Here is a 20,059-nt window from a genome sequence, read left to right on the forward strand (position 1 = left end):
CACGGTCTACTGTGGGAGCGAGCCTGCTCGCGAAGGGGCCCGAACAGGCAACATCTGAACAACGCCCCACGCCAATTCAAAGATCAAGAAAACCACCAGCAACGAACTCGCCCCATGAAGCAACGCATACAACTGCCAGGCCGAAAACAGAAACCGCCCCACCGCGTCATACCGGCCATAAATCTGCTGCGGATCACGAATCCGCAGCACCGCCCACACGCACACAATCGACCCCAACAGATTCGCCATCAGCAGGTGCATCGGGGCAAACGCCGGCAGTTCGCCAGGCAGGTCCAAAGCCTGACTCAAACCCGCCAACACCCCATGCAACGCCGCAAAACTCCAGGGCGTGACAAACGCTGCCATCACGATCAAGTCATACCAGGCACTACCGCGCACCAACCGGCGATATTGTGTTGAAGTCCACATCGGCATTGCTCCATAAATTCAGGGAGCAACAAGGCTAAAGCCTGGAGTATGCTCCAGGGTCAAGCCCTCTCGAGATGTCATGATGCGCATCGGTGAATTAGCCCAGGCCAGCGCGGTCAGCCGTGACACGCTGCGTTTCTACGAGCAGCGCGGCCTGATCGCCGCGCAACGCAGCGCCAACGGTTATCGCGACTATCCGCAAGACATGGTGCAATTGGTGCTGTACATAAAGACCGCTCAGCGGCTGGGCTTTACCCTCGGCGAGATCGGCAACAGCGTCGCTGCATTGTGGAAGTCGCCCGACCCGGACAGCGCCGTCACGCAACTGCTGCAAGACAAACTCAAACTGATCGAAACCCGTATGGATGAACTCGGCGCGTTGCGTCACGAGTTGCAGCAACGACTCGGCCAGCGTTGTCCATTGAATCCGTGATCCTCACTTTTCAAGGAAGCCACTCATGTCCAAGGCAAAAACCGCACTCATCATCGGCGCCTCCCGGGGTCTGGGCCTCGGTCTGGTGAAAACCCTGCTGGCCGACGGCTGGCACGTCACCGCTACCGTGCGCAACCCGCAGAACGCTGAAGCCTTGCAGGCGTTGGGCAACGTGCGGATCGAAAAACTCGACATGGACGATCAGCAGGCGGTCATCGCCCTGAGCCAACAGCTCAAGGGTGAAGTGTTTGACCTGTTGTTCGTGAACGCCGGGATCAAGGGACCGGAAGTTCAGACACCGGGCGGCGCGACGCGGGCCGAAGTCGGTCAGCTGTTCTTCACCAACGCCGTGGCACCGATCAACCTGGCTCAGCGCTTTGTCGGGCAGATTCGTCCGGACAGCGGCGTGCTGGCGTTCATGAGTTCGGTGCTGGGCAGCGTGACCATGCCGGACGCCCCGGAACTGGCGCTGTACAAGGCCAGTAAAGCGGCGCTGAACTCAATGACCAACAGCTTCGTGACTCAGTTGGGCGAGCAGAAACTCACCGTGCTGTCGCTGCATCCGGGTTGGGTGAAAACCGACATGGGCGGTGAAGGCGCGGACCTGGATGTGGAGACCAGTACGCGCGGGTTGGTCGATCAAGTGAATGCGTATACCGGCAAGGGCGGGCATCATTTTGTGAATTACAAAGGAGAGACCATTCCCTGGTAGTCACCGCCGTCCCCTGTGGGAGCGAGCCTGCTCGCGATAGCGGTTTCACATTCAACACCAATATCGACCATTAGTCCGCTATCGCGAGCAGGCTCGCTCCCACACTGGATCTGCGGCGCACATACTGAGTAAACTCCGCACCTCGTCCCTCGCGGCGACCCTGGATCAGCAGACAGGGCAACACTGAGCTGGCAACCCTGAACCCAACTTTCAGAGGAGCCGGCCAACATGCCTGCGACCCGTACCTGGTTAAAAAATCCCCTCGCGATCTTCACTGCCAATGGCCTCGATGCCCGTGGCGGTCTGGTGCTGCAAGACGGTTTGATCGTCGAAGTGCTCACCGCCGGCCAGCAACCGTCCTCGCCCTGTGGACAAGTCTTTGATGCTCGCGAGCATGTGATCCTGCCGGGGCTGATCAACACCCATCACCATTTCTATCAAACCCTGACCCGCGCCTGGGCGCCGGTGGTCAATCAGCCGCTGTTCCCGTGGCTGAAAACCCTCTACCCGGTCTGGGCACGACTCACGCCGGAAAAACTCGCCCTCGCCAGCAAAGTCGCACTGACCGAGTTGCTGCTGTCCGGCTGCACCACCGCTGCCGATCACCATTACCTGTTTCCGCAAGGCCTGGAAAATGCGATCGACGTGCAAGTCGAGAGCGTTCGCGAACTGGGCATGCGCGCCATGCTGACGCGCGGCTCGATGAGCCTCGGCGAAAAGGACGGCGGCCTGCCACCGCAGCAAACCGTACAAGAAGGCGAAGTGATTCTCGACGACAGCCAACGCCTGATCGCCGAGTACCACGAGCGTGGCGATGGCGCACACATCCAGATCGCCCTGGCACCGTGCTCGCCGTTCTCGGTGACACCGCAAATCATGTCGGCCAGCGCCGAACTGGCGAACAAACTCGACGTGCGCCTGCACACCCACCTCGCCGAAACCCTCGACGAAGAAGACTTCTGCCTGCAACGCTTCGGCCTGCGCACCGTGGATTATCTGGACAGCGTCGGCTGGCTCGGCCCCCGCACCTGGCTGGCTCACGGCATCCATTTCAACCCGGACGAAATCGCCCGCCTCGGCGCGGTCGGTACCGGGATTTGCCATTGCCCGAGTTCGAACATGCGCCTGGCTTCAGGCATTTGCCCGACACTGGACCTGACCGCTGCGGGCGCACTGGTCGGCCTGGGCGTGGACGGCTCGGCGTCCAACGATGCATCGAACATGATGCTCGAAACCCGTCAGGCGCTTTACCTTCAGCGGCTGCGCTATGGCGCGGAAAAGATCACGCCGGAATTGGTGCTGGGTTGGGCGACCAAGGGTTCGGCGCAGTTGCTCGGACGCACAGACATCGGCGAACTGGCCGTGGGCAAACAGGCGGATCTGGCGCTGTTCAAGCTCGATGAACTGCGCTTCTCCGGCAGCCATGATCCGATTTCGGCATTGTTGCTGTGTGGCGCGGATCGGGCGGATCGGGTGATGGTCGGCGGCCAGTGGCGAGTGATCGATGGGCAGGTTGAAGGGCTGGATCTCAAAGGTCTGATTGCCGATCACAGCCAGGCGGCTCGGCAGCTAATCGCCGGCGCCTGACACAACACCTATCAAAACTGTGGGAGCGAGCCTGCTCGCGATGGGGTCAGATCAGTCAGCATTGATGTTGAATGTCAGTCCGCTATCGCGAGCAGGCTCGCTCCCACAGGGGCGTTGTGGTGATCCTAGAGACCGAGTAGCGACAACATGATAAACGTCGCAAACAGCACAAAATGGGTCATCCCTTCGATGGCATTGGTTTCGCCATCGTTGAGGTTGATCGCGCTGACGATCAGGGTGATGAAGATCATCACGGTCTGCACCGGGGTCATCGCCATCTGAAATGGTTGGCCGGTATAGAGCGCCATCGCTTCCATCACCGGCACCGTCAGGATCACCGTCGACAGCGATGCGCCCATGGCGATGTTGACCACCGACTGCATGCGGTTGGCCAACGCTGCGCGCAATGCCGTCAGAATCTCCGGTGCCGCGGAAATCGCCGCCACCAGGATCGCCGTGATCACCGGCGGTGCGCCCGTACCTTCCAGGCCCAGATCGAGAGTCTTGGACATCACCTCGGCCAGTGCGCCGATCACCACCACACCAAACACCAGCGTTGCGATGCTCACGACCAGATTGATCGGTTCCGGCTCTTCGCTCGGCTCCTTCTTGCGGCGTTTTTCCGGGTAGCTGTAGCTGAAGAAATAACTGTGCGGCCCGACCTGCATCCGCAGGAACAGGGTGTAAAGCATGACCATCGCGCCAATGGTGAAGGCCGAATAAAGTTTCCAGTTGGCCTCGGGAATAAACTCCGGCACCACCATGGAAACGCCCATGGCCGTGAGAATCATCACGCTGTAGCTGCGCGCCGAGTCATCGTTGTAGGACTGTTCGCCGTGCTTGATCCCGCCCATCAATGCGGCCAGGCCGAGGATGCCGTTGATGTCGAGCATCACCGCCGAATAAATCGTGTCGCGCACCAACGTCGGTGAGGCCTCGTTACTCATCATGATCGCCAGGATCACCACCTCAACCAGCACCGCCGCCAGGGTCAGGATCATCGTGCCGTAGGGGTCCCCGACTTTTTCGGCGAGCAATTCGGCGTGATGGGCGACGCGCATGGAGGCGGCGACGATGAACGCGATCAGCACCAGGCCCGCGGTCAGCGCGATGGGCTGGCCACCGTGCAACATCCAGTGCTCCAGCGGATAGGCGATGAACGCGGCGATCAAGGCCAGCAGCAGAAACTTTTCTTGCTTGAGGAATGTGAACATCGCGGGCCTTTTTGCCGAGTGGAGCGAAATCAGTGGGGTGAGGTACTGACTGCGGGGCGGCGCTAACGTTTCGTTACACCTTAGCGCACCAGTGGATGGCATGAGTTCAGTCAGTTGCACTGCGTTGGTTCTGGTATTGAAAAGATCGTAGCCTTCGGCAGCTCCTACAGGGAAACGCGAAACTATGTAGGAGCTGCCGAAGGCTGCGATCTTTTGATTTGTTGTCCTTTTGGTCAGTAATTTGCATTGACCTCGCCAACCTCAAAACAAAATGGAGTTGGAATTCATGCATAAACGTCCGTTGAAGAAGCTGCTGTGCGCCGTTGCGGCGGCCATCGGTCTGAGCACCAGCCTGACGGCCAGCGCCGCCGACCCGCTGAAAGTCGGCTTCGTCTATATCGGCCCGATCGGTGACCACGGCTGGACGTATCAGCATGAACAGGGGCGCAAGGCGCTGGCAGAGAAATTCGGTGAGCAGATCACCACCAACTACGTGGAGAACGTCGCCGAAGGCGCCGACGCCGAGCGGGTGATCCGCAACATGGCCAAGGACAAGTACGACCTGATCTTCACTACGTCTTTCGGCTACATGAACCCGACCCTGAAAGTCGCCAAGCAATTTCCCAAGGTGACCTTCGAACACGCCACCGGCTACAAGCAGGACAAGAACCTCGGCACCTACCTGGCGCGCACTTACGAGGGGCGATACGTTGGCGGTTTCCTCGCAGCGAAGATGACCAAGACCAAGAAGATCGGCTACGTCGCCTCGTTCCCGATCCCGGAAGTGATCCGCGACATCAACGCCATTCAACTGGCCCTGAACAAGTACAACCCCGGCACCGAAATCAAGGTGGTGTGGGTCAACTCGTGGTTCGATCCAGGCAAGGAAGCCGATGCCGCCAACGCGCTGATCGATCAGGGTGTGGACGTAGTGTTCCAGCACACCGACAGCCCTGCGCCGATCCAGGCCGCTGAACGTCGCGGTGTGTACGCCGTCGGCTACGCTTCGGACATGGCGCACTTCGGGCCGAAAGCGGTGCTGACCTCGATCGTCAACGACTGGGGACCGCACTACATTCAAGCAACCCAAAGTGTGCTCGACCACACCTGGAAGTCGCAGGATTACTGGGGCGGTTTGAAGGAAGGCACGGTTGAGTTGCCGATCAGTGACCTGGTGCCGGCGGCGGTGAAAACCGAAGCGGAGCAGATCATCGCCGACATCAAGAGCGGTGCGCTGCATCCGTTCACCGGGCCGATCAAGGATCAGGCCGGCACAGAGAAAATTGCGGCGGGCGTGACGGCGAGCAATGCGGAACTGGCGTCGATGAACTACTACGTTGAAGGCATGAAGGCCGACATTCCAAAGTAATTCCTTCGCCAAACACCAAACCCTGTGGGAGCGAGCCTGCTCGCGAAGAGGGAGTGTCAGTCAACAATTATGTATCTGACACACCGCCTTCGCGAGCAGGCTCGCTCCCACATTGGACTTTCAGCGTTCTCAAGGACTGCGCATGAACCAACTCCCAATCATCGACATCTCCCCGCTTTACAGCGCTGACCAATCCGCCTGGCAAGCCGTCGCAACGAAAATCGACCACGCCTGCCGCGAGTGGGGCTTTTTCTACATCAAGGGCCACCCGATCAGCCCGGCGCGCATCGACGCCGTGCTCGATAGCGCCCAACGTTTCTTTGCCCAGCCCGCCGCCGAAAAGCTCAAGATCGACATCACCCAGACGCAACACCACCGTGGCTACGGCGCCATCGCCACCGAGCAGCTCGACCCGAGCAAACCCAGCGACCTGAAGGAAACCTTCGACATGGGCCTGCACCTGCCGGCCGATCACCCTGAAGTGCTGGCGAAAAAACCCTTGCGCGGCCCTAACCGTCATCCATCGATGCCCGGCTGGGAATCACTGATGGAGCAACACTACGTCGACATGCAGGCGCTCGCCCAAACGCTGTTGCGCGCGATGACGCTGGCGCTGGGGATTGAGCGCGATTTCTTCGACACCCGTTTCAATCAGCCGGTCAGCGTACTGCGCATGATCCATTACCCGCCACGCCACACCGCCAGTTCCGACGAGCAGGAAGGCGCCGGCGCGCACACCGATTACGGCTGCATCACCCTGCTCTACCAGGATGCCGCCGGCGGTCTGCAAGTGCGAAACGTCAAAGGCGAATGGATCGATGCGCCGCCGATCGACGGCACGTTCGTGGTCAACCTCGGCGACATGATGGCGCGCTGGAGCAACGACCGTTACCTGTCGACCCCGCACCGGGTCATCAGCCCGCTGGGCGTGGATCGTTACTCGATGCCGTTCTTCGCCGAACCGCACCCCGACACCGCCATCGAATGCCTGCCCGGTTGTCAGGATGAACGTCATCCGGCGAAGTACCCGCCCACCACCTGCGCCGAATTCCTGCTCTCGCGCTTCGCCGAGACCTACGCCTATCGACGGGAACAGGAAGCGGTGTGAACCGGCTGGTCAGGTTTTACTCATTGTTTCCACGAGCATCTGTAGAATGTTCACCATCTGCACCTGATGAGAAAAGAATATGTACGACTGGCTGAACGCCCTGCCCAAGGCAGAACTGCACCTGCACCTGGAGGGTTCGCTGGAGCCTGAGTTGCTGTTCGCCCTGGCCGAACGCAACAAGATCGCCCTGCCGTGGAGCGATGTCGAAACCCTGCGCAAGGCGTATGCCTTCAACAACCTGCAAGAGTTTCTCGACCTGTATTACCAGGGCGCCGATGTGCTGCGCACCTCTCAGGATTTCTACGACCTGACCTGGGCTTACCTGTTGCGTTGCAAGGCGCAGAACGTGATTCACACCGAACCGTTCTTCGATCCGCAGACCCACACCGACCGTGGCATCCCGTTCGAAGTGGTGCTCAACGGCATCGCCGCCGCGTTGAAGGATGGCGAGCAGCAACTGGGCATCACCAGCGGCTTGATCCTCAGCTTCCTGCGTCACTTGAGCGAAGAAGAAGCCGAGAAAACCCTTGACCAGGCGCTGCCGTTCCGCGATGCGTTTGTCGCCGTCGGCCTGGACAGTTCCGAGAGGGGTCACCCGCCGAGCAAGTTCCAGCGCGTGTTTGACCGTGCCCGTCACGAAGGCTTCCTGACCGTCGCCCACGCCGGGGAAGAAGGCCCGCCCGAGTACATCTGGGAAGCCCTCGACCTGCTGAAAATCCAGCGCATCGACCATGGCGTGCGTGCCATCGAAGACGAACGCTTGATGCAGCGGATCATCGACGAGCAGATCCCGCTGACGGTGTGCCCGTTGTCGAATACCAAGCTCTGCGTGTTTGATCACATGTCCCAGCACAACATTCTCGACATGCTCGAACGTGGCGTGAAAGTGACCGTGAACTCGGATGACCCGGCCTACTTTGGCGGGTACGTGACCGAGAACTTCCATGCGCTGTATACCGATCTGGGCATGACTCAGGATCAGGCCAAGCGGTTGGCGCAGAACAGCCTGGATGCAAGGTTGGTCAAGCCCTAAGGTCACCGCAAAACCAACTGTGGGAGCGAGCCTGCTCGCGATGAGGCCATCACATTCAATATCGATGTTGAATGTTAGTCCGCCTTCGCGAGCAGGCTCGCTCCCACAGGGTATGTGGTTTAGCCAATGGCAACCGGTTCACTCAACTCCTCCAATGTCTTGCCCCGCGTCTCCATCCCGAACACCCACACCACCCCCGCCGCAATCGCAAAGCACATCGCCCCCAGCGCAAACACGCCGCCCTGCCCGGTCAACGGAAACACCAGCCCGGTCACCATAGGGCCGAGCAACGACCCCACACGCCCAATCGCTGAGGCGAACCCCGAGCCCGTGGCCCGCGCCGAAGTCGGGTACAACTCCGGGGTGTACGTGTAAAGCACCGCCCACATGCCAAACAGGAAGAACTGCATCAGCAGTCCCGAAGCGATCAGCAGGCTGACGTTGCCGCCAAACACCGCGCTCTGACCGTAAAGAAACGCCATCACCCCGCCGCCAAGCAACGTCACCACGCACACCGGTTTACGCCCCCAACGCTCCACCAGCCAGGCGGCCATGAGGAAACCGGGAATCCCGCCGAGGGAAATCAGCACCGTGTAATACACCGACTGGGTCACGGCGAAACCCGACTGCTGCAGCAAGGCGCTGAGCCACGACGTCAGGCCGTAAAAGCCGAGCAGGGCGAAGAACCAGACGCTCCAGATCATCATCGTGCGCTGGCGATACAACGGTGACCAAATCTGCCGTAACGCGGAGAAAAAGTTACCGGGTGCAATCACCACTCGCGGCAGACGAATCGGCTCGGGAAGATCCGAACGACCCAGGGACGCCCGGACCCGATCTTCGATACCCAGTAAGACTTTGTCCGCAGCCTCATGCCGCCCGGCCTGTTCCAGCCAGCGCGGTGACTCGGGAATGAAAAAGCGAATCGCCAGGACAAATACCGCCGGCACCGCCAACACCAAAAAAATGTCCCGCCAGCCAATCACCGGCAACAGGAAATACGACAGCACCCCGGCCGCGACGAAACCCAGCGGCCAGAAACCGTCCATCAACGCGATGTAGCGCCCGCGTCGCTTGGCCGGAATCAGTTCGGAAAGCATCGACTGCGCAATGGGAAACTCCATGCCCATGCCGATCCCCAACAGGATCCGGAACACGGTCAGCGTTTCGACGTTCTGCGCCGTGGAGCACAGGTAACTGGCGATGCCCCACAACACGATGCTCCACTGGAACACCGGTTTGCGGCCGAAACGGTCGGCCAGCATGCCGGACAATGACGCCCCCAGCACCATGCCGAAAAAGCTCGAACTGGCCAGCAGCCCGGCCTGTGCTGTGCTCAGGCCGAACTCGGTTTTGATCGAGCCTAGAAGGAAGGTCATCATCACCAGGTCCATGGAGTCGAAGAAAAACGCCAGGGCAATGATGATGAAAATGATGCGGTGATAGCCGCTGATGGGCAGCCGTTCCAGCCGTTCTGCCGCGCTGAAGCCTCGAGTTTCCATGCCACGTTCCCCCAATCCGAAAGTCCCTGGATCGAGTGTGCGCGATAGCCGCCGGGGGTTATTGCTGGATGCGACCTGTCCACAACCCTGAACGACGCCCGAAGCTTCGGACGTCGGTCTCGATGCGTCTACAACGCCATTTCCAGCTCGGTTTCCTTGGCAAAACGATGGATTTCACGCTCCCCTGCGGCGGTGATCTGCAAGGCTCGCGAATCGTTGGGCAGGCTCAGCCAGCCGGACTGCATGAACAATTGCAGCAACGCCGCCCCCAGTGAGCCGCCCATGTGCGGGCGTCTTTCGCTCCAGTCGGGACAAGCGCAGGCGGCCCTGCTGGTGCTGTGCGCCAGCGCCTGGACGAATACGCCTCGTGTCGCCAGTTGCGTGGCGCCCTTGTGCGTGATCGACACTCGCTGGTCAAACTGCTCAATCCAGCCCGCATCCAGCAAACGCTGGTAAAGATCGGCAGCCAGGGTGCCCCCCAAATGATCGTCGCAGAGTCTGGCGCGCAACAATGACGAAGGTGCCGCCTGAGGTTTGGGGATGGGTGTGGTGCGCTTGAAAATGTCCGGGATTTCCCGTGGTGTGCTGGCAATTGTCGCGCTGGCCAGCGCTTCTATCGCCGCACCGACTTCGGGCGCGGCAAGCCGGAAGAACCGCTTGCGGCCGCGGATTTCGACTTTCAACAGACCTCCGGCGGACAAACGCCCCAAGTGTGCACTGGCCGAAGACGGTGACAGGCGGGCCAGCAATGCCAGCTCTTCGGTTTGTCGCGCCGAGCCGTCCATCAAGGCCCACATCATTGCGCTGCGCTTTGGGTCAGCCAGCAACGTGGCGATCTGACTGATGCAAGGTGCATGTTCCATGTATTCACTCCCTGTTGAATCGTTTCGTCTACTGCTCAGAGACATCTTGACCAGTAATGTGTCGTCGGCCAAGACGTGGAAACCGCCATAAACCGGGCAGAGCCCTCCACTCACACAAGCCATTGCTTCGCAGATGTGCAAAGGCCCGGCGATTGACCGTGGGGCCTGGCCGACTCGAACGCGGACTCGCCATTGCGAGATCGACGGTGCGTACATGAGGCGAGCGCTAGTATAAGCGCGTTAACCGCCGGTTCCTGCCCTCCGGAAACCGTTGGTGGTGATAGTTCCTGAGAGAAATTTCGCTATTTGCCTGCGACTAATGATCGACGCCCGATAACGTCGGAAATTGACTGCTTAACCGAGCGCATCGGCTGGCAAGCATTTCCCGCAAAAGGTTCACCGGCTTACTCAATTGTGCGCGATGGGCGCACAGCAGATTCAGAGGTGCGCGCTCACAAAGCAGCTCCGGCATCAGTACTTTCAATCGACCGGCCAGCACATCGGCCGCCACATCGAGCCAGGATTTATAGGCAATCCCGGCGCCAGCAACAGCCCACAAGCGCACCACATCGGCATCGTCACTGAAGCGGTCGCCGCTGACGGTCAGGCTGACCTCGCGTTTGCCGTCGTGGAAACTCCAGTGATCGTGAACCCGGCTGCCGAGCATGAACAGCAGGCAATTGTGCTGGGCCAATTGCTCCAGTTGCCGCGGCTCGCCATGCCGGGCCAGGTAACTCGGGGCGGCACAGAGCACGCGGCGGTTCTGCGGGGCGATGGGCAGCGCCACCAGACTTGAGTCTTCCGGCTCGCCGTAACGCAGGGCGATGTCCACCGGTTGGCGGAACAGGTCGGCGATGCGATCGCCCAGCAGCAAACGCACCGTGAGTTTCGGATGCTCGCGCTGAAACTCGTCCAGCCAGGGCAGCAGCAGATTACGACCGAAGTCCGAAGGTGCCGACAGCTGCAAAATTCCGCTGACCTGATCTTGTCCACTGGCCAACAAACGGCGCCCTTCGTCGAGGTTGCTCAAGGCCGCTCGGGCGTATTCGAGAAACCCCTCGCCTTCCGCGGTGAGGCGCAGGCTGCGGGTTGAACGGGCAAGCAGGCGAGCGCCGAGTTGCTGTTCGATACGCTTCAACGCGGCGCTGGCCACTGCTGCCGACATGTCCATCCCCCGCGCTGCCGCCGACAGACTGCCCAGGTCCGCAGCCCGGACGAACAATTGCAAGTCATCGAAACGCAGCATCTTCAGCCCCGATTATCAAAAAAATATTGAAAGAGACTGCTCTTTTAGCGGGTTTTATCTTGTAGAGAAATAACCAATCATCTGTCCCATCGAAATCATCCTGTTCCCGGAGTCGAACATGTCCCAGCCGTTTACCGCCATTGCCACCCTGATCGCCAAAGCCGGCCAGCAGGACGCCCTCGAACAACACCTGCGTGCGTTGCTGGAACCGACCCGCGCCGAAGCCGGTTGCGGTCAATACGACCTGCATCAGGACCTCGCCAATCCCTTGGCCTTCTACATGATCGAAAAGTGGAGCAGTGACGAAGCCCTGCAAGCCCATGACGCCAGCGCGCATATCCAGAACTTCCGCGCCAGGGCCGGCGACTTTCTCGAACACTTCGACCTCAAGCGACTGCGTTCCGTGGCCTGACCCTTCTTTTATTACTGTTCCGGAGTCCTCCCATGAAAGCCATTGCCTACTACGCCTCCCTGCCGATCAGCGACGCAAAATCCCTGCAAGACATCGAACTGCCAGAACCGGTCGCCGGGCCGCGTGACCTGTTGGTGGAAGTCAAAGCCATTTCGGTCAACCCGGTGGACACCAAGGTCCGCCAGAACGTCCAGCCAGAAGGTGACGCGGCGAAAGTGCTGGGCTGGGACGTGGCCGGTGTGGTCAAGGCCGTCGGCAGTGAAGTGACGCTGTTCAAGGCGGGCGACAAGGTGTTCTACGCCGGGTCCATCGCTCGCGCCGGTGGCAACAGCGAATTGCATGTAGTGGACGAGCGGATTGTCGGCCATATGCCGAAAACCCTCGGTTTCGCCGAAGCCGCCGCGCTGCCGCTGACCGCCATTACCGCCTGGGAATTACTCTTCGAACGCCTGCAAGTGCGCGAAGGCAAAACAGATGAAGGCCAGAGCCTGCTGATCGTCGGCGCGGCCGGCGGTGTCGGTTCGATCCTCACTCAATTGGCCAGCCAACTGACCGGGCTGAACGTCATCGGCACCGCTTCCCGCCCGCAAACCCAGAGCTGGGTGCGCGAGCTGGGCGCCGACCTGGTGATCGATCACAGCCAACCGCTGAGCGAAGAGCTCAAACGCGCCGGGGTTGACCGGGTGACCCACGTCGCCAGCCTGACCCAGACCGATCATCACCTGGATCAATTGGTCGAGGCCTTGGCGCCGCAAGGCAAGCTGGCATTGATCGATGATCCGAAGGCGCTGGACGTGACCAAGCTCAAGCGCAAGAGCCTGTCGTTGCACTGGGAGTTCATGTACACCCGGTCGCTGTTCGAAACCGCGGACATGATCGAGCAGCACAAACTGCTCAACCGCGTCGCGCAGCTGATCGACGCAGGGACACTGAAAACCACGGTCGGCGAGCACTTCGGGACGATCAACGCAGCCAACCTGCGTCGCGCCCATGAATTGCTGGAAAGCGGCAGGTCCAAGGGCAAGATTGTGCTTGAAGGGTTCTAAGGTTCTGAAATGCTGAAGATCAAAAGATCGCAGGCTTCGCCAGCTCCTACAGGATTTGTGCACAACCGGGATGTACGCCGATCCCTGTAGGAGCTGGCGAAGCCTGCGATCTCTTGCCGTCAGTCCGAGAGTTGACCGTTGTCATAATTGTGATCGTATTCGGGTCTACAATCGTGAACTCTGCGATGCAATCTTTTACATAAGGAGGTCAGCAATGAAGATCCTGATAAAAGAAGTGGCTAAATCCCAGTGGCAGGTCCGTCTGGACCAACACGCCGTGACGTTCCGCAGCGAAGCCGAAGCCCGGGCCTTCACCCGAACCCTTGAAGCGCGCCTGCACGCCCCGCATTCAATTCCCGACCAGCAGCAGCGCGCTGCCGGCTGAGTCCGTCCTCAGACCTGGGCTTGTGCCAGCGCCCGGGCATTTTGCAAACGTCGGGTGAGCATCGCCACGCTCACCACCAGAATTCCGCACAGGCTGATGACCATGGCCATCGGCATGGCGCTGCCATCGTGCAAAACACCCACCAAGGCTGCCGCCCCGGCGGCGACGCTGAATTGCAGGCAACCGAGCATCGCCGACGCACTGCCCGCCCGGGCGCCTTGCCCGTTCATGGCGCAAGCCGAAGCGTTGGGAAGGATACAACCCAAACTGGCGATACAGACAAATAGCGGAATCAGCAACGGCCACAACTGCGGGGTGTGCAGCGAACTGACAGCGAGCAACGTCAGGCCGGCACCAACGTAGATCCACACGGTGCGCGCCAGCAGGAACGCGGGGCCGCGCTTGGCCAACAATCGTGCATTGAGCTGCGCCACCAGGATGAAACCTGCCGCGTTGGTGCCGAACAGCCAGCCGAAATGCTCGGCCGGTACGCCGTAGAGCTTGATGAAAACGAACGGTGAACCGGCGATGTAGGCAAACATCCCGGCGATGGCGATGCCTCCGGTCAGGGCGTGGCCGAGGAAGATCGGGTCCGACAACAGGCGGCCGTACTGACGCAACGCCCCCGACAATGGCTGACGCGGCACATGGGCCGGCAGACTTTCCGGCAGCCCGAGGGCCACGGCCAACCCCGCCAGGGCGCTGAAACCGGTCAGCACGAGAAAAATCGACTGCCAGCCTGTGGTGTTGACCAACAACCCGCCCAGCATGGGCGCAAGAATCGGCGCCAGCCCCATCACCAGCATCAGTTGCGAAAAGACCTTTGCCGAACCCACCGCATCGCATTTATCGCTGACCACCGCCCGCGCGATCACCATCCCCGCGCAACCACCCAGGGCCTGGATAAAACGCGCACCAATCAGCCATTCCAGGTTCGGCGCAAACGCGCAGGCCAGGGAGGCGGCGGTGAACAAGCCGACACCGGTCAGCAACGGAATGCGTCGCCCGAAGCGATCCGCCACCGGCCCGTACGCCAGTTGACCGATGGACAAGCCGAGGAAATAGGCCGCCAGGGTCAGTTGAACGTGTTTTTCATCGGTGCCGAACGCGAGCGCCATCGTCGGGAAGGCCGGCAGATAGAAATCGATCGCCAGAGGACCGAAAGCGCTCAGGGCGCCAAGAATCAAGATGGTACGGAAATTCATCAGGCATCCAGTTGGACAAGAGTCGGCAGGCCGACAGTCTAGCCGTGCATGAACGCCTTGAACATTCCGATAGCTCGCTAACTATTAAAACCCACTGGATGAATGCAATTCCATGTGGAGCGAGCCTGCTCGCGAAGACGGTGTGTCATTCAGCATCGATGTCGACTGACACTCTGCCTTCGCGAGCAGGCTCGCTCCCACAGGAATTATGTTTGGACTCAGGCGATTTTCGCTTCGTAGCCCTCTTCGGTGATCACGGCGATCACTTGGTCCACTGTCAACGCACTCTCGACGCCAACTTCTTTCGCGGCCAGATCGACCCGCACGCTGGCCGCGGGATCCTTCGCTTGCAGGGCCTGAGTGATCGCCTTGACGCAGTGACCGCAGGACATGCCTTGAACGTTGAACACTTGCATGGAATGACTCCTTGAGTGAGGTTGCGACCAGTCTCAAGCTTGCCACCATGGCAAGGTCAAGTTCTGAAGAAAACTGCCGGGCTGGCAATCGGCGCCAAGCTCGGCCAAGCTGCGTCCATCAATGACTCGACCTCAGGAGATTCAGCCATGCGCTGGTCAGCTCTCAGCCTGTTTGGCTTCCTCAGCCTATTTGCCGCGACACCTTCGGTTCAAGCCGCCGGGGAGGACTACGGCGTGCTGATCATTTCCCGCGAACGCCTGGAAGTCGCGACCTCCTGCGAGATCGGCGTGTACATCCACGATCAGTTGTCGGCGCGACTGTTCCAGGAACAGAGCACCTCGTTCAACCTGCCGCCGGGCAATGTCTCGCTGCGCCTCAAGCTGCTGCCGGGCCAGGCGCCGGGTTGCAACCCGGGCATGCTGGCACCGGGTTCGCAAAACGTCACGCTCAAGGCCGGGGATGTGTTGAAGTTCCGGATTGCGATGACGCAGGAAGGGATGTACCTCAAGCCTGCGGCCCTCGACTATTGAGTCGACTGTAAAAAGATCAAAAGATCGCAGCCTTCGGCAGCTCCTACGCGCCTGTGGGCGCAGCCGCAGGCTGCGATCTTTTGATCTGAGACATAGCGCTTGACCTTGCCAGCATGGCAAGGTTGATCCTGTAGTCATCTACTACAGGGAGCGCGACCGATGTCCGAATCCACCACTTTCGATCTGCCGATTGCCGGCATGACTTGCGCCAGTTGCGCCGGGCGTGTCGAGCGAGCCTTGAGCAAAGTCATCGGCGCCACAGCGGTCAGCGTCAACCTGGCCACCGAGCAGGCCCGGGTCCAGGCACCGAGCGACAGCCTGCCGGCGTTGATGGACGCCGTGCAGCAAGCCGGCTACAGCGTGCCGCAGCAGAATCTGGAACTGAGCATCGACGGCATGACTTGCGCTTCCTGCGTTGGCCGGGTCGAACGTGCGCTGGCCAAGGTGCCGGGGGTCAAAAGCGTCAGCGTCAACCTCGCCAACGAACGCGCCCACCTCGAACTCCTCGGCCAGGTCGATCCGCAAACATTGATCGCTGCCGTGACCAAGGCTGGCTACAGCGCCAGCGTCTGGGAAGTCGAACACCCGCAAACCGACGATCAGCAACAGCGCCTGCACCGTGAGCGATGGGCCTTGATCATGGCGATCGCCCTCGCCTTGCCACTGGTGTTGCCGATGGTGTTGCAACCGTTCGGCGTGCACTGGATGCTCCCGGCCTGGGTGCAATTCGCGTTGGCCACGCCGGTGCAATTTATCTTCGGGGCCCGCTTTTATGTCGCGGCCTGGAAAGCCGTGCGCGCCGGTGCCGGCAACATGGATCTGCTCGTCGCGTTGGGCACCAGCGCCGGTTATGGCTTGAGTCTCTACGAATGGGCTACCGCCGCCGGGCGCATGCCGCATCTGTATTTCGAAGCGTCGGCGGTGGTGATCGCTCTGGTGCTACTGGGCAAGTACCTCGAAAGCCGCGCCAAACGCCAGACGGCCAGCGCCATCCGCGCCCTCGAAGCCTTGCGCCCCGAGCGCGCCATTCAAGTGATCGACGGCCGCGAGCAGGACGTCGCCATCAGCGCCTTGCGCCTCAATGATCTGGTCATGGTCAAACCCGGCGAACGTTTTCCGGTCGACGGCGAAGTGGTCGAAGGCCAGAGCCACGCCGACGAAGCGCTGATCAGCGGCGAAAGCCTACCCGTACCGAAACAACCCGGCGACAAGGTCACCGGCGGTGCAATCAATGGTGAAGGCCGGTTGTTGGTTCGCACCCTGGCCTTGGGCGCGGAAACGGTGCTGGCGCGAATCATCCGTCTGGTGGAAGACGCCCAAGCCGCCAAGGCACCGATCCAGAAACTGGTGGATAAAGTCAGTCAGGTGTTCGTGCCCACGGTCCTGTTGATCGCGTTGGCGACGCTGATCGGTTGGTGGTTGTACGGCGCGCCGATGGAAACCGCGTTGATCAACGCCGTCGCGGTGCTGGTGATCGCTTGTCCTTGCGCGCTGGGGCTGGCCACGCCAACCGCGATCATGGCCGGCACCGGCGTGGCGGCGCGCCATGGGATTCTGATCAAGGACGCCGAAGCCCTGGAACGTGCCCATGAAGTCAGCGCGGTGGTGTTCGACAAGACCGGCACGCTGACCTCCGGTGCCCCGCGCATCGCTCATCTGAGTGCACTCGACGGTGACGAAGCTGCCCTGCTGCAAAGGGCCGGCGCCCTGCAACGCGGCAGCGAACATCCGTTGGCCAAGGCCGTTCTGGACGCTTGCGCCGAACGTGGTTTGACCGTGGCCGATGTCAGCGACAGCCAGTCCCTGACCGGACGCGGCATTGCCGGCAACCTCGACGGTCGTCGGCTGGCGCTGGGCAATCGTCGTCTATTGGAAGAGAGCGGTCTGAGTGCTGGCGTATTGGCCGACTCCGCAACCGCGTGGGAAACCGAAGGCCGGACCCTGTCCTGGCTGATCGAGCAAAGCCCCGAACCAACAGTGCTGGGTTTGTTCGCCTTCGGTGACACCCTCAAGCCCGGCGCACTGCAAGCGGTACAACAACTCAACGCACGCAACATCAGCAGCCATCTGCTGACCGGCGACAACCGCGGCAGTGCCAAAGTGGTTGCCGAAGCATTGGGCATCACGGATGTCCACGCCGAAGTACTGCCGGCCGACAAAGCCGCCACCGTCGCGCAGCTGAAAAAAACCGGCGTGGTGGCGATGGTCGGCGACGGCATCAACGACGCCCCGGCCCTGGCCGCCGCCGACATTGGCATCGCCATGGGCGGCGGCACCGACGTGGCCATGCACGCGGCCGGGATCACCCTGATGCGCGGCGACCCACGGCTGGTGCCGGCGGCGCTGGAAATCAGCCGCAAGACCTACGCGAAGATTCGCCAGAATCTGTTCTGGGCCTTCGTCTACAACCTGATCGGCATTCCGCTGGCAGCCTTCGGCTTCCTCAACCCGGTGCTGGCGGGTGCAGCCATGGCGTTGTCGAGCGTCAGCGTGGTGAGCAATGCGCTACTGTTGAAAACCTGGAAACCCAAGGATCTGGAGGGCAACGAATGAACATCGGACAAGCAGCTCGCCAAAGCGGCCTGAGTGCGAAGATGATTCGTTATTACGAATCCATCGGCCTGCTCAAGGCCGCCCATCGCACCGACAGCGGTTACCGGGTGTATGGCGCCGACGACCTGCACACCCTGGCCTTCATCAAGCGTTCGCGGGATCTGGGATTTTCACTGGAAGAGGTCGGCAAGTTGCTGACCCTCTGGCAAGATCGCCAGCGGGCCAGTGCCGATGTGAAGGCGCTGGCCCGTCAGCACATCGAGGAGCTGAACCAGAAAATCCGTGAGCTCGGTCAGTTGCGCGACACGCTTCAGGACCTGGTCGAGCACTGCCACGGCGACCACCGTCCCGACTGCCCGATCCTCAAAAATCTCGAGTCGGGTTGCTGCGCCGAACCCGCTCGCCCCTGAGGGCCACGACGTGGTGAGGGGAATGCCGTGGAACTGTAGGAGCGAGCTTGCTCGCGATGGTCGGCAACGATAACGCTGCAAGCCTGACACCCCGCGGCGCTCTCAGGTTTATCGCGAGCAAGCTCGCTCCTACAGTGGATCTCCCTGTTTGGAGAGCTCGGGGTCAGGCAAGCATGAAAAACCCGGCCGAGGCCGGGTTTTTCGTTAACCGATCACTGCATCCACGGTGGAGGCGGTTCTTCGGACTTGTTCAGTGGCGCGTCGTCAGCCGCGCGTACCGCTTGCTTGCGCTCTTCATCCAGGCGTGCCGCCTCGATCTCGCGCATGATCCCGCCAACGTCGGCCAACTCTTCCGGCTCGTCGAACTCGCCAGTCAAGACGCTGGCCGGGTGCAACGTGCCGGCTTCGTACAAGGCCCACATTTCCTTGGCGTACCTGGTTTTTTTCAACTCCGGCGCAAACCGCCCGAAGTAGGACGCCATGTTGCCCACGTCCCGCTCCAGCATGCTGAACGCGTGGTTGTTGCCCGCCGCGTCCACCGCTTGCGGCAAGTCGATGATGACGGGGCCGGTCGGGGTCAACAGTACGTTGAACTCGGACAGGTCACCGTGCACCAGACCGGTACACAACATCAGCACAATCTGGGAGATCAGAAATGCGTGATACTCGCGCGCCTGGTCCGGCTCCAGCACCACGTCGTTAAGACGCGGCGCGGCATCGCCGTACTCGTCGGCCACCAGTTCCATCAGCAGCACGCCTTCCAGGAAGTCGTAAGGCTGAGGGACCCGAACGCCAGCGCCGGCCAAACGGAACAACGCCGCTACTTCGGCGTTCTGCCAGGCGTCTTCGGTTTCTTTCTTGCCAAACTTGGAGCCCTTGGCCATGGCCCGGGCCTGCCGGCTGTTGCGCACCTTGCGGCCTTCCTGATACTCGGCCGCCTGACGGAAACTGCGTTTATTCGCCTCCTTGTAGACCTTCGCGCAACGTAACTCGTTACCGCAGCGCACCACATAAACAGCTGCTTCTTTACCACTCATGAGTGGGCGCAGCACCTCGTCGACCAGACCGTCCTCGATCAGGGGTTCAATGCGTTTTGGAGTCTTCATCAGCTTTTATTGTGGGTCCTTTATTACCAAACACGCGAAAGTCATTCGTTATACGGCAATCCACTCACCGGTGGGAGGGGTTGCCGACCTATGAACAGTGGAGATGCACACAATGTGCCGGATTAATCGGGAAAACTCTGCCGATATTCATCGGCCGACAAGGATCATAGCCGAGCTGACAACACTTGTTGGAGAAGGGATGCGAGGGCATTTTCGATAGACCCCGACAGAGCAACACATACCCTTCGTGGGATTTTTTCCAACAACCCTCAATTTCCCTCTTCCGCAGCCGAAGTCATCAGTATCAAAGTGAATTGTCCGACGATCGTTCCACTAAAAAAACGATGACACACCCAAGGGACCGGGTTCAGCAAAACCATTTACGGCGACCAATAAATCCGCGAGTCATCTGCACTGCGTGGGCCTACAAAAAAATCTGGAGCGCGGATGAACATCAAACAGAAGTTGACCTGGGCGTTTGCAATCATCGCCTGCCTGC

At 60.6% G+C, this 20,059-nt stretch carries 20 protein-coding genes and 1 pseudogene; 13 read left to right on the top strand and 8 right to left on the bottom strand.

Going from position 1 to position 20,059, the window contains the following annotated elements:
* Nucleotides 1-6 precede the first annotated feature (6 nt).
* Complete coding sequence (locus tag ACYZUD_RS20365) at nucleotides 7-429, bottom strand: hypothetical protein (RefSeq protein WP_462019853.1); 423 nt, start codon at nucleotides 427-429, stop codon at nucleotides 7-9.
* Nucleotides 430-511: 82 nt separating this feature from the next.
* On the opposite strand from ACYZUD_RS20365, the gene ACYZUD_RS20370 reads away from it, so the two are divergent.
* From ACYZUD_RS20370 to ACYZUD_RS20380, 3 genes are all read left to right on the top strand, one after another.
* A complete protein-coding gene (locus tag ACYZUD_RS20370; RefSeq protein WP_462025080.1) occupies nucleotides 512-862 on the top strand; it encodes a MerR family transcriptional regulator in 351 nt (116 codons plus the stop codon).
* Nucleotides 863-887: 25 nt separating this feature from the next.
* The gene (locus ACYZUD_RS20375; RefSeq protein WP_462019854.1) at nucleotides 888-1,574 is read left to right on the top strand and encodes an SDR family oxidoreductase; all 687 of its coding nucleotides are present in this window, start codon (nucleotides 888-890) and stop codon (nucleotides 1,572-1,574) included.
* Nucleotides 1,575-1,802: 228 nt separating this feature from the next.
* Nucleotides 1,803-3,161, top strand: a complete 1,359-nt coding sequence (locus tag ACYZUD_RS20380) for an 8-oxoguanine deaminase (RefSeq protein WP_462019855.1) — start codon at nucleotides 1,803-1,805, stop codon at nucleotides 3,159-3,161.
* Between the two features lie 125 nt (nucleotides 3,162-3,286).
* Here ACYZUD_RS20380 and ACYZUD_RS20385 read toward each other — a convergent pair whose 3' ends face one another.
* Nucleotides 3,287-4,375, bottom strand: coding sequence for a calcium:cation antiporter (locus tag ACYZUD_RS20385; protein WP_462019856.1), 1,089 nt, complete (start codon nucleotides 4,373-4,375; stop codon nucleotides 3,287-3,289).
* A 286-nt stretch (nucleotides 4,376-4,661) separates the two neighbouring features.
* Between ACYZUD_RS20385 and ACYZUD_RS20390 the strand changes: the two genes are divergently transcribed.
* From ACYZUD_RS20390 to ACYZUD_RS20400, 3 genes are all read left to right on the top strand, one after another.
* Complete coding sequence (locus ACYZUD_RS20390; RefSeq protein WP_462019857.1) at nucleotides 4,662-5,744, top strand: BMP family ABC transporter substrate-binding protein; 1,083 nt, start codon at nucleotides 4,662-4,664, stop codon at nucleotides 5,742-5,744.
* A 142-nt stretch (nucleotides 5,745-5,886) separates the two neighbouring features.
* Nucleotides 5,887-6,852 carry an isopenicillin N synthase family dioxygenase gene (locus ACYZUD_RS20395; RefSeq protein ID WP_462019858.1) on the top strand — a complete coding sequence of 322 codons (966 nt, stop codon included), beginning with the start codon at nucleotides 5,887-5,889 and terminating at the stop codon, nucleotides 6,850-6,852.
* 79 nt (nucleotides 6,853-6,931) lie between these two features.
* Complete coding sequence (locus tag ACYZUD_RS20400; RefSeq protein ID WP_462019859.1) at nucleotides 6,932-7,885, top strand: adenosine deaminase; 954 nt, start codon at nucleotides 6,932-6,934, stop codon at nucleotides 7,883-7,885.
* 119 nt (nucleotides 7,886-8,004) lie between these two features.
* On the opposite strand, the gene ACYZUD_RS20405 is transcribed toward ACYZUD_RS20400, so the two are convergent.
* The 3 genes from ACYZUD_RS20405 to ACYZUD_RS20415 form a co-directional block, all read right to left on the bottom strand.
* Nucleotides 8,005-9,387, bottom strand: a complete 1,383-nt coding sequence (locus ACYZUD_RS20405; protein WP_462019860.1) for an MFS transporter — start codon at nucleotides 9,385-9,387, stop codon at nucleotides 8,005-8,007.
* A gap of 128 nt (nucleotides 9,388-9,515) precedes the next feature.
* On the bottom strand, nucleotides 9,516-10,250 hold the full coding sequence (locus tag ACYZUD_RS20410; protein WP_462019861.1) for an ArsR/SmtB family transcription factor: 735 nt from the start codon (nucleotides 10,248-10,250) through the stop codon (nucleotides 9,516-9,518).
* Between the two features lie 316 nt (nucleotides 10,251-10,566).
* A complete protein-coding gene (locus ACYZUD_RS20415) occupies nucleotides 10,567-11,496 on the bottom strand; it encodes a LysR family transcriptional regulator (protein WP_462019862.1) in 930 nt (309 codons plus the stop codon).
* Nucleotides 11,497-11,614: 118 nt separating this feature from the next.
* On the opposite strand from ACYZUD_RS20415, the gene ACYZUD_RS20420 reads away from it, so the two are divergent.
* The 3 genes from ACYZUD_RS20420 to ACYZUD_RS20430 all read left to right on the top strand — a co-directional run bounded on the left by ACYZUD_RS20420 (nucleotide 11,615) and on the right by ACYZUD_RS20430 (nucleotide 13,339).
* Nucleotides 11,615-11,908 carry a putative quinol monooxygenase gene (locus ACYZUD_RS20420; RefSeq protein WP_462019863.1) on the top strand — a complete coding sequence of 98 codons (294 nt, stop codon included), beginning with the start codon at nucleotides 11,615-11,617 and terminating at the stop codon, nucleotides 11,906-11,908.
* 32 nt (nucleotides 11,909-11,940) lie between these two features.
* On the top strand, nucleotides 11,941-12,954 hold the full coding sequence (locus ACYZUD_RS20425; protein WP_462019864.1) for a zinc-binding alcohol dehydrogenase family protein: 1,014 nt from the start codon (nucleotides 11,941-11,943) through the stop codon (nucleotides 12,952-12,954).
* A gap of 214 nt (nucleotides 12,955-13,168) precedes the next feature.
* Nucleotides 13,169-13,339 (top strand): hypothetical protein, encoded by a 171-nt coding sequence (locus ACYZUD_RS20430; RefSeq protein ID WP_462019865.1) that lies wholly within the window; start codon nucleotides 13,169-13,171, stop codon nucleotides 13,337-13,339.
* Between the two features lie 8 nt (nucleotides 13,340-13,347).
* Here the strand turns inward: ACYZUD_RS20430 and ACYZUD_RS20435 are convergent, their stop codons facing one another.
* Nucleotides 13,348-14,544, bottom strand: coding sequence for a multidrug effflux MFS transporter (locus ACYZUD_RS20435; protein ID WP_462019866.1), 1,197 nt, complete (start codon nucleotides 14,542-14,544; stop codon nucleotides 13,348-13,350).
* A 218-nt stretch (nucleotides 14,545-14,762) separates the two neighbouring features.
* Nucleotides 14,763-14,960 (bottom strand): heavy-metal-associated domain-containing protein, encoded by a 198-nt coding sequence (locus ACYZUD_RS20440; protein ID WP_462019867.1) that lies wholly within the window; start codon nucleotides 14,958-14,960, stop codon nucleotides 14,763-14,765.
* A 147-nt stretch (nucleotides 14,961-15,107) separates the two neighbouring features.
* On the opposite strand from ACYZUD_RS20440, the gene ACYZUD_RS20445 reads away from it, so the two are divergent.
* From ACYZUD_RS20445 to ACYZUD_RS20460, 4 genes and pseudogenes are all read left to right on the top strand, one after another.
* Nucleotides 15,108-15,491, top strand: coding sequence for a hypothetical protein (locus tag ACYZUD_RS20445; RefSeq protein ID WP_462019868.1), 384 nt, complete (start codon nucleotides 15,108-15,110; stop codon nucleotides 15,489-15,491).
* A gap of 159 nt (nucleotides 15,492-15,650) precedes the next feature.
* A complete protein-coding gene (locus ACYZUD_RS20450) occupies nucleotides 15,651-18,044 on the top strand; it encodes a heavy metal translocating P-type ATPase (protein ID WP_462019869.1) in 2,394 nt (797 codons plus the stop codon).
* Nucleotides 18,041-18,454 (top strand): Cu(I)-responsive transcriptional regulator, encoded by a 414-nt coding sequence (cueR, locus tag ACYZUD_RS20455; RefSeq protein WP_462019870.1) that lies wholly within the window; start codon nucleotides 18,041-18,043, stop codon nucleotides 18,452-18,454. The genes ACYZUD_RS20450 and cueR overlap by 4 nt, the downstream gene beginning before the upstream one ends.
* Nucleotides 18,455-18,510: 56 nt before the next feature.
* Nucleotides 18,511-18,591, top strand: a pseudogene (locus tag ACYZUD_RS20460) (YqgE/AlgH family protein); the annotation flags it as partial.
* 75 nt (nucleotides 18,592-18,666) lie between these two features.
* On the opposite strand, the gene ACYZUD_RS20465 reads toward ACYZUD_RS20460, so the two are convergent.
* Nucleotides 18,667-19,560, bottom strand: coding sequence for a PA4780 family RIO1-like protein kinase (locus ACYZUD_RS20465; RefSeq protein WP_462019871.1), 894 nt, complete (start codon nucleotides 19,558-19,560; stop codon nucleotides 18,667-18,669).
* Nucleotides 19,561-20,059 lie beyond the last annotated feature (499 nt).

It is taken from the genome of Pseudomonas sp. XS1P51, assembly GCF_054897845.1.

Coding starts and splice junctions, on each gene's coding strand:
- ACYZUD_RS20395 (WP_462019858.1), top strand. CDS start 5,887: ATGAACCAACTCCCAATCATCGACATCTCCCCGCTTTACAGCGCTGAC.
- ACYZUD_RS20420 (WP_462019863.1), top strand. CDS start 11,615: ATGTCCCAGCCGTTTACCGCCATTGCCACCCTGATCGCCAAAGCCGGC.
- ACYZUD_RS20445 (WP_462019868.1), top strand. CDS start 15,108: ATGCGCTGGTCAGCTCTCAGCCTGTTTGGCTTCCTCAGCCTATTTGCC.
- ACYZUD_RS20450 (WP_462019869.1), top strand. CDS start 15,651: ATGTCCGAATCCACCACTTTCGATCTGCCGATTGCCGGCATGACTTGC.
- ACYZUD_RS20440 (WP_462019867.1), bottom strand. CDS start 14,960: ATGCAAGTGTTCAACGTTCAAGGCATGTCCTGCGGTCACTGCGTCAAG.
- ACYZUD_RS20410 (WP_462019861.1), bottom strand. CDS start 10,250: ATGGAACATGCACCTTGCATCAGTCAGATCGCCACGTTGCTGGCTGAC.
- ACYZUD_RS20415 (WP_462019862.1), bottom strand. CDS start 11,496: ATGCTGCGTTTCGATGACTTGCAATTGTTCGTCCGGGCTGCGGACCTG.
- ACYZUD_RS20435 (WP_462019866.1), bottom strand. CDS start 14,544: ATGAATTTCCGTACCATCTTGATTCTTGGCGCCCTGAGCGCTTTCGGT.
- ACYZUD_RS20465 (WP_462019871.1), bottom strand. CDS start 19,560: ATGAAGACTCCAAAACGCATTGAACCCCTGATCGAGGACGGTCTGGTC.
- ACYZUD_RS20405 (WP_462019860.1), bottom strand. CDS start 9,387: ATGGAAACTCGAGGCTTCAGCGCGGCAGAACGGCTGGAACGGCTGCCC.
- ACYZUD_RS20400 (WP_462019859.1), top strand. CDS start 6,932: ATGTACGACTGGCTGAACGCCCTGCCCAAGGCAGAACTGCACCTGCAC.
- cueR (WP_462019870.1), top strand. CDS start 18,041: ATGAACATCGGACAAGCAGCTCGCCAAAGCGGCCTGAGTGCGAAGATG.
- ACYZUD_RS20430 (WP_462019865.1), top strand. CDS start 13,169: ATGAAGATCCTGATAAAAGAAGTGGCTAAATCCCAGTGGCAGGTCCGT.
- ACYZUD_RS20375 (WP_462019854.1), top strand. CDS start 888: ATGTCCAAGGCAAAAACCGCACTCATCATCGGCGCCTCCCGGGGTCTG.
- ACYZUD_RS20385 (WP_462019856.1), bottom strand. CDS start 4,375: ATGTTCACATTCCTCAAGCAAGAAAAGTTTCTGCTGCTGGCCTTGATC.
- ACYZUD_RS20390 (WP_462019857.1), top strand. CDS start 4,662: ATGCATAAACGTCCGTTGAAGAAGCTGCTGTGCGCCGTTGCGGCGGCC.
- ACYZUD_RS20370 (WP_462025080.1), top strand. CDS start 512: ATGCGCATCGGTGAATTAGCCCAGGCCAGCGCGGTCAGCCGTGACACG.
- ACYZUD_RS20380 (WP_462019855.1), top strand. CDS start 1,803: ATGCCTGCGACCCGTACCTGGTTAAAAAATCCCCTCGCGATCTTCACT.
- ACYZUD_RS20365 (WP_462019853.1), bottom strand. CDS start 429: ATGTGGACTTCAACACAATATCGCCGGTTGGTGCGCGGTAGTGCCTGG.
- ACYZUD_RS20425 (WP_462019864.1), top strand. CDS start 11,941: ATGAAAGCCATTGCCTACTACGCCTCCCTGCCGATCAGCGACGCAAAA.